This window comes from Niallia sp. FSL K6-0212, assembly GCF_038007605.1.
Taxonomy (GTDB): domain Bacteria; phylum Bacillota; class Bacilli; order Bacillales; family Cytobacillaceae; genus Niallia; species Niallia circulans.
Map to the genome: position 1 here is coordinate 3,006,257 of NZ_JBBOXL010000001.1, position 12,695 is coordinate 3,018,951.

Genomic DNA, 12,695 nt, shown 5'->3' on the forward strand with positions numbered 1-12,695 from the left:
TTAGGGAGGCGATCAAAATATGGATGCTTTGGATATTTTGACTGATTTAGAAAATGTCATCCCTTATTTTCAAGCTATTTTTAGCGCTGATGAACATCAGGTTATTGGATATGAAGTATTAGGTAGATACAATGGGCAAAATGGAGTGGAAAGTCTTGGCGATTTTTTTGTAGATGAAGGAATTCCAGATGAATATAAGCTTGAAGTAGATCAAGTTATTTTGACAAAAGCTTTGGATAAAGCTTTATCCCTTGATGAGGACGTATTGCTCTTTATCAATAGAGATGCTGAAATGCTGATGAAGGATGATGGAGAATCATTTTTAGATACTTTATTGGAGTACGAAGAGAAAGGCATCAAGCTGAATCGGATCGTTCTAGAGCTGTCTGAAAGAAATTATCAAGGACAATTTGATCATTTAGATCATTTATTAATTTACTATCGAACATATGGTATAAAGATTGCGATTGATAAAATGGGAAGCGATAGCAGTTATCTTGATCGCCTAAGTGATTTAGGGCCTGACATTTTGAAGATTGATTTATTGGCTTTGCGGTCTACGTCCACCTCGCACACTTATCAAGATGTATTGTATTCATTATCTATGCTTGCTCGAAAAATTGGTGCTACTTTATTATTTGAAAATATTGAGATGGTTTATCAGCTTCAATTTGCTTGGAAAAATGGAGGAAGATTTTATCAAGGGTATTACTTACATTATCCAGAGGAGAATTTCGTTGAACGTAATATTAGAAAGGAAACATTGAGAAATATGTTTCATGAATTTATCCTTTCAGAAAAGAAGAAATTATCGACGATCTATGACTTAACAGAAGAGTTTCAAGGTCAATTACAAGCACTGCTTGTCAAATACAAGAAATATTCTACCTATGAGGAGTTATTAAAATTATTGTCTGCCGAGTTAACGGATGCTGCTTTTCGAATGTATGTTTGTGATGAAGATGGGTTTCAGAAATCTGCCAATATCATTAAATATGAGAATGATTGGCTTATACAACCCGAATATGCACATAAAAATTGGAGTTGGAGACCATATTTTTTAGAAAATATTATGAAGATGCGAACTGAAAAACGAGGGATATTATCCGATCTATATAGTGATATTGAAACCGGTGAAACGGTTAGAACGTATTCTTATCCGTTAAATTCAAAAGAATATTTATTTATTGATTTGTCCTATAATTATCTTGATCGAATGAAATTATTGCTTCCTTAACAACAAGCTGAAGAGATTTTCTCTTCAGCTTGTTTTATTAGGAATAGAAAGGGTATGGAATAGTAATGAAATGGAATCAGCGTAATTAGAGAAGGGAAGGATTTGATGAAAAAAAGCTTCTTTATCTTATTGATTATTTCTATGTGGAGTGTTTTTCCGTATTCCATTGACGCCGCCAGCCATTTGACAAGTCGAGAGGAAGTATTCGCTTTTGTAGAAAAGGCATTCCGGGCACAAGTATCATTAAGTAAAGAAGCAAGAGAAATGGAGGAGATAGAAGAAATCCTAACGCCTTATTTTTCAGACAAACTAATTTATTTATTTCTTAATGAAAACTTGACTGGAGAACAAGGGAACTTTTTTACATATGGTAATGAATTTGGTAAATATTATCTACCTTTTTATCAATTATCAGAACAAACCTTTGTAGAACAAGAAGAGAATAGTATACTCCTATATGAATATTATGAACCAATTGTTATTGGAGAAAAAGTATATGAAGGTTCTTATGAAGGGATTTTGATAAGAAAATGGAATAATAAATGGCTTATAACCAATATGCTTTCAGATAAAGAGGTAAGGTCCATTTTAAAGAGTAAAGAAAAAAACTATAGTACATTAGTGTATATGCCGTTATTTTCCATTGATAATCAAGTTACTTATATAAAGAATAATAAAAACTATAATGATTTAAACACAAATCATCTCTAATATTATCATTGTAAAGTTTATGGCGCACATTAGGTGCTGTGCGCCATAATAAGTATTAAGAAAGATTCAAAGCTTCCTTTAGCTTTTCCAAATCAAATCCATAAATGACCGTTCCATCAATTACGAATGTTGGAGTGGAAAAAGATTGATATTTCTTTATTAAGTCTTTTTTGGCACGAGGGTCCTTTTGAATATCTCTCATTTCGAAATCAAAACCATGTTCTTTTAAGAATAGCTTTGAATATTCGCAAGGGGGACAATCTGGTTGAGTAAACAATGTGATTTGACGCATAATGTTCCTCCTACTTTTATCTTTAACTAATCATACAAAGAAAGTTATTATCATGCAATTCTTTTGAGTGATAAAAGAAGTTCTTGTCATCATTTTAGCTAGAAATTATACTCCTAAGGAAAGTGTGTATGTTAATTTGTCAAATGGTAAGAATATTCAGAGGAAATAAATAATAAAAAAACACCGAGTTTTTTTCAGTTTTACTTGGACAAACTCTCGACAATCTTTTATTCTGTTAGTATTGGCATTTTACACAAGAGGCGAATTGTACTAAATTAAACGAAGAAAGTGTATAGAAACATGCTAATAGTGAAACCTATGCTTAATAAAGGTTTGTTTGAAAGGAGAGAGAGCATGTCACAATTACAAGGCATATTAACAAGATTGAAAAATCTACAAGAGCAGGCAACTGGGGGAGAACCAACTCAACGTTTCTTTGAGGTAAATGGAGAGAGAAAGTGTCAAGTAACATTCCATCCAAAAACAGAGACGTTTGAACTAGAAGTATATAATGACAAGGAAAAACCAAAAAGATATCAATTTGATAATGTTGATATGATTACAATTGAGATTTTTGATTTAATTCAGTAATCTTATTTAAAAAAACCTTCAGCAAGGTGGAATAGTCCATTTTGCTGAAGGTTTTTTTTACTTCTAGTATTAATAGTCCTGCTAACGGCTAGTAAATCAGGAGAATTCAATATAAGGATAAAAACCTGCTGAACATTGAAGATTTTTCCTACATGAAAAAAAACATGGGAAACCATACTAATGGTTGAGGTGATAAATATGATGCCGACAGTTATTTGTCCAGAATGTTCAAAAGAAGAAAAACTAGAGAATGTCTTAACTGCTCAATCTAATCAAAATGTAATCTTTCAATGCCCACATTGTCAACTGCTTGTAAGGAATATAAAAACGAGTAAGGGTTAAAAGAGCATAATGCCGAGAACTATGATAAAATGAGGTATAAATATATTTTGTGAGGAGTTTTCGGCTATGATAAGTATGCACAGCGAAGAGTTTTTAAACATTACTTTAAAGGACTTATTAATTCCATCTGAACGAGTAGCACATGTGCAGATAGGAAATAGTTTAGAACACGCTCTGCTTGTCTTAACAAAAAGTGGATACTCAGCAATACCAGTATTAGATGCTCATTATAAACTCCATGGCTTAGTCAGCACTCCGCTCATCATGGATAGCATATTAGGCTTAGAAAGAATTGAGTTTGAGAAGCTTGAAGAAATAAAAGTAGAAACAATTATGAATAAGGTAATACCAAGAGTGAAGAGCAATAGTTCTGTATTACATACGATAAAATATTTAGTAGACCATCCTTTTATTTGCGTGGAAACAGAAGATGGCTATTTTGATGGAATTTTAACAAGAAGAGCAATATTAATGCGACTTAATATTTATTTGCATCAAATCAATCAAAATGAACGCTAAACGTATTATACCTTCATCTACGGCTACCGCTCTTGTCTGCCTCTTCATTAGAGATGTATCCCTCTTTTGATAACAATTTTTATTTTATGAGGATAATGTTATGTCAACAATTTCTGAATTACAACTATTAACTGTACTTTCACAGGAAATGAATATGCGCAAAGCAGCAGAGAGATTATTTGTCACCCAGCCAGCCCTTTCTCAAAGGCTGCAAAATATTGAGAAAGACTGGGGAACCCCGTTATTTATTAGGTCACAAAGAGGCCTCTCTCTTACTGCCGCAGGAGAATTAGTAACGAAATTTGCAAGGGAAACATTAAAAAAAGAAGAAGAAGTAAAAGAATCCATTCATGCATTTAAAGAAGAGGTATATGGAACATTAAAAATCGCTGTCGCTAGTATAGTAGGACAAAATTGGCTTCCAGAAGTTTTAAAACGATTTGTCGAGCGCTACCCACAAGCAAAAGTATCATTAGTAACTGGTTGGAGCAGCGATATGATGAAATCAGTTTCAGAGGATAATATGCATATCGGTATCATAAGAGGGGTATCTGATTGGAAAGGGATAAAAATGCATTTATTCGATGATCCACTTTATTTAGTGGATCGAGAAATTGCTAAGTTAGAAGATATTGCCTTAACTGATCGACCGTTTATCCAATTTAAAAGTGATTCTAACTATTACGAAGAAATACAAGTTTGGTGGCATCAGAATTTGCAAATGCCTCCTAAGAATACTATTGTTGTAGATCAAATTGAAACGTGTAAACAGCTTTCTTTTAATGGCATTGGATATAGTATCTTACCTTCCATTGCCTTAAGAAAAGCTGATGAGGCACTATCAAGAATACCATTATTTAATGATAATAATAAACCTATTACAAGAGGGACTTGGTTAATTGGCTATGAGGCAAATTTTCAATTAAAGCAAGTTCAAGCGTTCTTAGAGATTGTCAATGAATACCTTGAAGAAGAAAAAGTGAAAGCAATTAATCCTTAATATTATAATAATTATTGCTTGTTTTCATAACTTTTGTTTGGTAAAGTAATTTTTATATTGTAATTTATACATAACTGGAGGTAAAGAAATGAAAATGATGGATGCAAATGAAATTATTTCATTTATTCAAAATAGTACAAAATCTACACCTGTTAAGGTATATGTAAAAGGGGATTTATCAGCTGTTGAATTTGGTGAGAATATCCAAACCTTTATCAGCGGCAATTCTGGGGTGATTTTTGGAGAATGGACAGACATTCAAAGTGTAATTGAAGCTAATAAGGATAAAGTAACGGATTATGTAATTGAAAATGATCGCAGAAATTCCGCTATTCCTTTATTAGATTTAAAAAATATAAAAGCTCGTATTGAGCCAGGTGCAATTATTCGTGATCAAGTTGATATTGGTGATAACGCTGTTATTATGATGGGTGCTGTTATTAATATTGGTGCTGTTATCGGCGAAGGTACAATGATTGATATGGGAGTTATAATGGGTGGACGAGCTACTGTAGGTAAAAACTGTCATATTGGAGCAGGTGCAGTATTAGCTGGTGTAATTGAGCCTCCTTCTGCTAAACCAGTTATTATCGAAGATGATGTATTGGTTGGTGCAAATGCAGTTATTGTAGAGGGTGTAACTGTAGGAAAAGGTTCTGTAGTTGCTGCAGGAGCTATAGTATTAGAAGATGTTCCCGCGAATACATTAGTAGCAGGAGCACCTGCACGAGTGGTAAAAGAAATTGATGATAAAACAAAATCAAAAACAGAAATTATGCAAGAGTTACGTCAATTATAATTTTGATGAAAAGCGTGGAGAAACTTCCGCGCTTTTCTTGTAGGTAACCTAAAGGCTATGTAAAACGATATAATGAACAAAAGGAAAAGTAGGGGAGCTAGATGGGGAATACGATAGATTTAGTTACTATTCGCAGACAACTGCATAGAATTCCAGAACTTGGATTTAAAGAATTTAAAACACAGCAATATTTACTACAGATGATTCATAGCGTCGCAGATGAACGTGTAGAAGTGAAAACATGGAAGACTGGAATCATCGTAAAGGTCAATGGACTTAATCCAACAAAAACGATTGGCTATCGTGCTGATATGGATGGATTACCGATTGTGGAAGAAACAGCATTATCTTTCGTATCAGAGCATCCGACTGAAATGCATGCTTGCGGTCATGATTTTCATATGACGATCGCATTAGGTGTGCTGATAAATATTATTAATAATCCAATTAACGATGATGTGGTATTTATCTTTCAACCTGCAGAAGAGGGACCAGGAGGGGCTGAACCGATGTTGAAAAGTGAGGAGCTCCAAGCATGGAAGCCAGATATGATAATAGCACTTCATGTTGCTCCTGAATATCCTGTAGGGACGATTGCGATTAAGCCTGGCTTATTATTTGCGAATACATCAGAACTCTTTATTGATTTAAAAGGGAAAGGGGGACATGCAGCCTATCCTCACTTAACAAATGATATGGTCGTTGCTGCATGTACATTGGTATCCCAGCTCCAGTCAATCGTGTCTAGAAATATAAATCCACTAGAAAGTGCTGTTGTAACGATTGGGAAAATCACAGGCGGTACGGTTCAAAATGTTATCGCCGAAACAGCAAGGCTAGAAGGAACGATGCGTACGCTTTCTAGTGAAGCAATGGAAAAAGTGAAAAATCGCGTCCAATCTTTAGTAAAAGGAACTGAAATCGCCTATGACTGTGAATGCACCATTGATTTCGGAAGTGGTTATTATCAAGTGGATAATAATGAGCTATTAACAAAAGAGTTTATGAATTTTATTATAGAGGAAACAGAAGCAACATTATTTGAGTGTAAAGAAGCCATGACAGGGGAAGATTTCGGCTATATGTTAAAGGAAATCCCAGGATTTATGTTTTGGCTTGGAGTAGACTCTCCCTTTGGATTACATCATAGCAAGCTCAATCCAAAAGAGGATGCCTTACAGGTGGCTGTAAATATATTAACAGCGTATTTAACCAAAAAAGGCAATTAAGAATATTTAGAGGAACTCTGTTTATATAAAAGAGAAGGCTTACTGCGTAATGGAGCAGTAAGCCTTGTTTTAACTCTTTTTATCTACTATAAGCGGAGTTTCTGGAAGTTTAATACCATTTTCATCAAGCGCGATCTTTACTTCTTGTCTGATTAATCGCTCGACCCCCCATTGCTCCATATTGATGGTTTTGGCCAGTATTCTAATAGTGATAGTATTTGATTCCATGTTTTGTATCCCAATCACATCTGGTCCATCCGTAATTACTGGATTTTCTTTGGCGATACGTTCACATAAAGGCTTTAAAATTTCTAATGTTTTCGGTAGATCATTATGTACAGAAATATCTATATCTACTAAAGCTTGCATTTCTCCCCGAGAGTGGTTACTTAGCTGTGTGATTTCACGATTAGGGATAAAGTGCAGAGTTCCATCAGCAGCTCTAATTTGTGTTGTTCGCAGCCCTACTTGTTCAACAGTACCTGAAAAATCTCCTATTGATACAAGTTCACCCACTTCTAATTGTTTTTCTAATAATAAAAAGAATCCTGACACTAGGTCGCTTACTAAACCTTGTGCACCAAAACCAACTGCTAATCCAATAATACCAGCTCCAGCTAATATGGCCGTTGCGTCAATTCCTAGTAATTGAAGAATGGTAATAATGAGTATAAAAAATAATACATAAGTAATTACATTATTCGTTAAGCTTTCTAAAGTGAAGGCTCTGCCTCGGGAGATAGAATGCTTTTGAATATAAGTTTCGAATAATTTATTTATTACTTTCTTAGCCATCTTCTTGATGAAAATATAACTTAACAAGATCAAGAGAATTTTTATAGTTACAAAGGAAGTGTCTAGAAGGAAGTCCCCCCATTCAATATTTCGAATATTCGTTTTAACTTCATCTACATACATCATTAGAAATTGTACTCCTTTTATTAAAAAATAAGTTTTTTCTTTTTATTCCCTTTAAAGTATTTGATAAACTAAGAGGTGAAGCTATTCTATTGAGCTTCGTATAAGTTAGTTACTTTAATAGGTTTGCAAATAGGATATTCTGTTTATCTGAAAGCGGGGAGACATGATTCACTAACTTTTTATGCAAATGTATATATAGGGATAGAAGGAAAGAAGGTAACGAATCATTGAAAATAGGTGAGCAACTTCCAAACTGGAACACTCCGACCATATGGGTTAACGGGGAAACAAAGCTTACAGATGAAATAAGAGATAAGCTGATTTTAATTCATTTTTGGTCTGTAAGTTGTTATTTTTGTAAAAAGGCTATGCCCGAATTAAACCAATATAGGGAGTTATATAAGGATAATCTTGTAATAATATCTGTGCATTTCCCGCGAACAGAGCGAGATTTAGATATTGATTTAATAAAACAGACTGCCGAGACGTATAGTATGACACAATCTATTTATGTAGATCATGACTTTCAGCTAGCCAAGGCGTTTTCGAATGAATATGTTCCCTCCTACTATTTATTTGATAGGGAAAGAAAGCTGCGGTACTACCAGGCGGGCGGTACTAATTTGAAAATGTTAAATACACGTATCAACCGTGTCATAAATAATCAACAATAACTGGTGGGAAAACATCATTAGCTTTTGTATGTTAATCAAGTGATTTAATGTTATAATAGGGACGATTTATTTAGGTGAAATTTTTATGATTGTTGGAGGATTTTATTGTGAAAAGAGCTTTTGCGGTTATTGGCCTCGGAAGATTTGGTGGTAGTATTTGCAGGGAATTAACCGAGCTAGGTATGGATGTAATGGTCATTGATAAAAGTGAAGAAAAAGTAAATGAATACGCAAATCTAGTTTCACATGCAGTGGTAGGTAATGCAGTAGATGAAACAGTATTGAAAGGTCTCGGAATCCGTAATTTTGACCATGTTATTGTTGCAATTGGGGAAGATATCCAAGCAAGTATTTTAACAACTTTAATGCTGAAGGAATTAGGAGTGCAAAATATAACGGTAAAAGCCCAAAATGATTATCATGAGAAAGTACTAAGTAAAATAGGGGCAGATGCAGTTGTTCATCCTGAAAGGGATATGGGCAAGAGAATAGCCCATAATATTGTCTCTAACAATGTCCTAGATTATTTAGAGCTATCGGATGAGCATAGTATTGTGGAAATTAAAGCAAGTCATAAATTAGATGGTCGCTCGATCATTGATTTAGATATTCGTGCCAGATATGGAATTACTATTGTTGCCATAAAAAGAGGGAAGGAAATTATCGTTTCTCCTCAAGCATCAGAATCAATCAGAGAAAAGGATATCTTGATCGTAATTGGAGCTGACTCGGATATTAACCGTTTTGAGAAAAAGGTTATGTCTTAACAAGAAAAAGGAGCTATTTGTTCGTTATCGAACGAATAGCTCCTTTTTACTTATTTATACTTCCATAATAATAGGAAGGATCATTGGGCGACGTTTTGTTTTTTCATATAGGAATGGAGAAATAGTGTCAATTATTTCATTCTTTATTTCTGACCATTGTGTCGTTTTACGCTCCATTACTTTATTTAAATGTTTACTTATTAATGTTTGTGCATCATTGATTAAATCACCAGACTCGCGCATATACACAAATCCTCTTGAAATAAGATCAGGTCCAGCGGCAATTCTAAAATCAGTCATATTAATAGTTACCACGACAACCACTAAGCCTTCTTCTGAAAGAATTCGACGATCGCGTAAAACGATATTACCAATATCGCCAATTCCGCTTCCATCAATATATACATTTCCAGATGGAATTTTACCAGCGACCTGTGCTGTATCGCTTGAAAGTGCTAATACTTCACCATTATCCATAATAAAGCAGTTCTCTTCTTTTACACCACAATCAACAGCAGTTTGTGCGTGTGTTTTTTGCATTCTAAACTCTCCATGAATTGGCATAAAAAATTTAGGTTTAATTAATCGAAGCATTAACATTTGCTCTTGTTGACCGCCATGACCAGAAGTATGAATATTGTTAAGTGGTCCATGAATTACTTCCGCACCTGCTCGGTAAAGTTGATTAATTGTTTTATTAACACTTAATGTATTACCTGGTACTGGATTGGAAGAGAATACCACAGTGTCACCAGGGATAATTTGGATTTGTCTATGTGTACCATTAGCAATTCTTGATAGAGCTGCCATTGGTTCACCTTGGCTTCCTGTACAAAGTATGACCACTTGATTAGCCGGCAGTCGGTTAATTTGTTGCGGGTCAACAAAAGTTTCTTTTGGTGCTTTTATAAAGCCAAGTTCTAAACCGATGTTAATAGCTGCTTCCATACTGCGTCCAAAAACAGCTATTTTGCGGCCAAACTCTACGGCTGCATCTGTTACTTGCTGTAAACGATAAATATTGGAAGCGAAAGTAGCGAAAATCAATCTACCGTCGGCTTTGATAAAAGTATCATGGATGCTTTTTCCGACTTTTTTTTCAGACATAGTAAAATTAGGTACTTCACTATTTGTACTATCAGATAATAAGCACAAAACGCCTTCTTTCCCTATTTCAGCCATTTTTGTTAAATTGGCAGGTTCCCCAACTGGAGTAAAGTCAAATTTAAAATCTCCAGTGTGTACAATGTTCCCAGGTGGTGTTTTGACAACAATTCCATAGGAGTCAGGTATACTATGAGTAGTTCTAAAGAAAGAAACAGATGTTTTTCTAAATTTAATAATATCGTCTTCTTGAATTTCGTGCATCGTTGTTTGTCGCAATAAACCATGCTCTTCTAGCTTGTTACGAACAAGTGCTAATGCCAGTTTGCCTCCGTAAAGGGGGATATTAACTTGTCTTAAAAGGTAAGGAATACCACCAATATGATCTTCGTGACCATGCGTGATAAATAAGCCTTTAATTTTGTCTGCGTTCTTCTCTAAAAAAGTATAATCAGGAATAACATAGTCAATTCCTAAAAGCTCGTCCTCAGGAAATTTAATCCCAGCATCAATTAAAATAATTTCATCTTGAAACTGGACACCATACGTATTTTTACCGATTTCCCCTAATCCTCCTAGGGCAAATACAGCAGTTTGATCATTTTTTACAAATTTCATTATTCAATCTCCAATACTGTAAAGTCTTCGTTTTGTTGTTCATATTCTAAGAATGCACCTTCTACGCTAGTAATAAACTCGATATTATATGGTTTTTCTGCTAATTTTGTTCGAACATCTCTTTCTGATACACCTTTAACGAAAATAGTTCTAGTATTTTCTCTTACTGGTACCTCTGTTTTTAAATCTTGAAAATATACTTTAAATATCATTGTAAATCGCTCCTTAATAATTTGTTTCTGAAATTTATTATATAAAAAAACAACATGGTTTTCATGTTTTTTCTTTTAATAGCCATTATATTAGAAAGGTTCTTTTCTCAGTAAATTCATATAAAAATGAGGAATGAAAAAAGATATTTACCCTCTATATATTATTATGAAACATAATAATATTACATAACTTTTATGTATGATCATTCTAATGAAATCGTTATTAAAACAAAAGGTCAGACTCAGTACCACAATGCTTGGTTTGTATAGCGGTATAATAACCACTATATTTAACTAAGCGTGGTATAGGCCGGACCATAAAAATACCCTTCAATTTTTTAAGCTATTGTTTTTTTGCGAAGTAAATCTTTCCACTGTTTTAAAAGCTTTTTTCTTAGCTTCTTTAACATAGTGGATCATCTCCTTAACTCTATTTTAAACCATTCTTGGACAAAGTAAAGTCATCTTCTCATTTTATATTTCTTTTTGTAAAAAATAGTTTATTAGATGGTGTTTTTTCAATCCGATTATTCAAAATGGAAGGCGATTTTACATTATTTTAGCTACGGAAGAATGGTTTACTCCTTTTATTTGGCCCTATTCCATAGTGCGGTCTGTATGAGAGTGTTTAGGAAGCTCCATCTTCCATCTTTAGTGAGAAGCCAATGGAAAGAAAGTTTTTTGACACGATGAGCATTCCTTGTATTTGCTATGAAAACAGCCTTTTATATAAATAGTATATGAATATTTTTGTAGGATTCTCATGGATAATGTTGGTAATTGTAAAATAGGCTGAATGGAAAGCGAGCAATTGCAGCGGGGTAAAGCCTTTTTAGTATGAAACAGGGGCGAAATAAGAGAAAGAAGAAGAGGCTCGAATAATGATGATCGAACCATTTCTTAGATACAAAATTTATCTTTCAACAGGTATTGCATTATCAATAGGAAGAAAAGGATCTTTTTCATTGATATGATCATAAAACATCACACCATTAAGATGATCAATTTCATGTTGGAATACAATTGCTGGTAATCCTTTTAGGCGTAATTTTATTTCTTTTCCGTCTAAATCGATCCCTTTCAAAGTAATTCTTGCATACCTTGGAACGAAACCTGGAATGGTTTCATCGACAGAAAGGCAGCCTTCGCCAGTTGTTAAATAAGCTTTTTCTATGGAATGGCTAATGATTTTAGGATTGAATAAAGCGTAGCTGTATTGCTTGTCATTTTCATCTTTAACATGCACAGCAATCATTCTTTTGGAAACATTTATTTGCGGAGCAGCTAAGCCTACTCCGCCTCTTAAACCATACTTTTCTGCTAATTCGGGGTTTTGGCTATTTATTAAATATTCCATCATGCTTTTTAGAATGCTTTTGTCTTCTTCGCTTGGTGGCATGGTAACTTCACTTGCCACTTGTCTCAGTGTTGGATGACCGTCGCGAATAATATCTGTCATTGTTATCAAAATAATCACTTCCTTGTATCTAACGGTTTATAAAAGTAGTCTAACAGAGATAGAATAAAAAGTTAATAAATGAGAATAGTACTTTATGCAAGAAGATAATTAGATATACCTATAATATATTATAGGACAAGCTAATATGTTTATAATATAAAAATATTTCTAAAGTAATCAGCGCTGCCTGTTAAAAAAATCAGCAACTGATAATTATGCA

At 34.0% G+C, this 12,695-nt stretch carries 15 protein-coding genes; 10 read left to right on the forward strand and 5 right to left on the reverse strand.

The genetic code is table 11. The annotated features are described in order from the left end of the window. Positions 1 to 19 precede the first annotated feature (19 nt). Entirely contained in the window at positions 20 to 1,237 is a 1,218-nt protein-coding gene (locus tag MHH96_RS14135) for an EAL domain-containing protein (protein WP_047942979.1), read from the forward strand. A gap of 105 nt (positions 1,238 to 1,342) precedes the next feature. Beyond that, positions 1,343 to 1,948, forward strand: a complete 606-nt coding sequence (locus MHH96_RS14140) for a DUF3993 domain-containing protein (RefSeq protein ID WP_061796797.1) — start codon at positions 1,343 to 1,345, stop codon at positions 1,946 to 1,948. Between the two features lie 55 nt (positions 1,949 to 2,003). On the opposite strand, the gene MHH96_RS14145 is transcribed toward MHH96_RS14140, so the two are convergent. Further along, positions 2,004 to 2,240 carry a glutaredoxin family protein gene (locus MHH96_RS14145; protein WP_061796795.1) on the reverse strand — a complete coding sequence of 79 codons (237 nt, stop codon included), beginning with the start codon at positions 2,238 to 2,240 and terminating at the stop codon, positions 2,004 to 2,006. Positions 2,241 to 2,594: 354 nt separating this feature from the next. Between MHH96_RS14145 and MHH96_RS14150 the strand changes: the two genes are divergently transcribed. The 6 genes from MHH96_RS14150 (at position 2,595) to MHH96_RS14175 (ending at position 6,720) form a co-directional block, all read left to right on the forward strand. Continuing rightward, a complete protein-coding gene (locus MHH96_RS14150) occupies positions 2,595 to 2,831 on the forward strand; it encodes a YkuJ family protein (protein WP_016200943.1) in 237 nt (78 codons plus the stop codon). 180 nt (positions 2,832 to 3,011) lie between these two features. After that, positions 3,012 to 3,173, forward strand: coding sequence for a hypothetical protein (locus MHH96_RS14155; protein WP_156485386.1), 162 nt, complete (start codon positions 3,012 to 3,014; stop codon positions 3,171 to 3,173). A 66-nt stretch (positions 3,174 to 3,239) separates the two neighbouring features. Further along, positions 3,240 to 3,692 carry a cyclic-di-AMP-binding protein CbpB gene (gene cbpB / locus MHH96_RS14160; RefSeq protein ID WP_047942983.1) on the forward strand — a complete coding sequence of 151 codons (453 nt, stop codon included), beginning with the start codon at positions 3,240 to 3,242 and terminating at the stop codon, positions 3,690 to 3,692. Between the two features lie 100 nt (positions 3,693 to 3,792). Continuing rightward, complete coding sequence (locus MHH96_RS14165) at positions 3,793 to 4,692, forward strand: LysR family transcriptional regulator (protein ID WP_047942984.1); 900 nt, start codon at positions 3,793 to 3,795, stop codon at positions 4,690 to 4,692. 88 nt (positions 4,693 to 4,780) lie between these two features. Next, positions 4,781 to 5,491 (forward strand): 2,3,4,5-tetrahydropyridine-2,6-dicarboxylate N-acetyltransferase, encoded by a 711-nt coding sequence (gene dapD, locus MHH96_RS14170; RefSeq protein WP_047942985.1) that lies wholly within the window; start codon positions 4,781 to 4,783, stop codon positions 5,489 to 5,491. Between the two features lie 101 nt (positions 5,492 to 5,592). Next, a complete protein-coding gene (locus MHH96_RS14175) occupies positions 5,593 to 6,720 on the forward strand; it encodes an N-acetyldiaminopimelate deacetylase (RefSeq protein WP_047942986.1) in 1,128 nt (375 codons plus the stop codon). Between the two features lie 69 nt (positions 6,721 to 6,789). On the opposite strand, the gene MHH96_RS14180 is transcribed toward MHH96_RS14175, so the two are convergent. Continuing rightward, complete coding sequence (locus tag MHH96_RS14180; protein ID WP_095321861.1) at positions 6,790 to 7,641, reverse strand: mechanosensitive ion channel family protein; 852 nt, start codon at positions 7,639 to 7,641, stop codon at positions 6,790 to 6,792. A 227-nt stretch (positions 7,642 to 7,868) separates the two neighbouring features. Between MHH96_RS14180 and MHH96_RS14185 the strand changes: the two genes are divergently transcribed. Both MHH96_RS14185 and MHH96_RS14190 read left to right on the forward strand, forming a co-directional pair. Beyond that, positions 7,869 to 8,315: a TlpA family protein disulfide reductase gene (locus tag MHH96_RS14185; RefSeq protein WP_095321863.1), complete on the forward strand. Its 447-nt coding sequence runs from the start codon at positions 7,869 to 7,871 to the stop codon at positions 8,313 to 8,315. A 107-nt stretch (positions 8,316 to 8,422) separates the two neighbouring features. Further along, on the forward strand, positions 8,423 to 9,082 hold the full coding sequence (locus MHH96_RS14190; RefSeq protein ID WP_095257616.1) for a potassium channel family protein: 660 nt from the start codon (positions 8,423 to 8,425) through the stop codon (positions 9,080 to 9,082). A 54-nt stretch (positions 9,083 to 9,136) separates the two neighbouring features. On the opposite strand, the gene rnjA is transcribed toward MHH96_RS14190, so the two are convergent. From rnjA to def, 3 genes are all read right to left on the reverse strand, one after another. Further along, positions 9,137 to 10,804 (reverse strand): ribonuclease J1, encoded by a 1,668-nt coding sequence (gene rnjA / locus MHH96_RS14195; protein WP_095321864.1) that lies wholly within the window; start codon positions 10,802 to 10,804, stop codon positions 9,137 to 9,139. Beyond that, the gene (locus tag MHH96_RS14200) at positions 10,804 to 11,016 is read right to left on the reverse strand and encodes a DNA-dependent RNA polymerase subunit epsilon (protein ID WP_047942992.1); all 213 of its coding nucleotides are present in this window, start codon (positions 11,014 to 11,016) and stop codon (positions 10,804 to 10,806) included. Before MHH96_RS14200 ends, rnjA begins: the two co-directional genes overlap by 1 nt. Before the next feature lie 913 nt (positions 11,017 to 11,929). Then, complete coding sequence (def, locus tag MHH96_RS14205) at positions 11,930 to 12,484, reverse strand: peptide deformylase (protein ID WP_047942993.1); 555 nt, start codon at positions 12,482 to 12,484, stop codon at positions 11,930 to 11,932. Positions 12,485 to 12,695 lie beyond the last annotated feature (211 nt).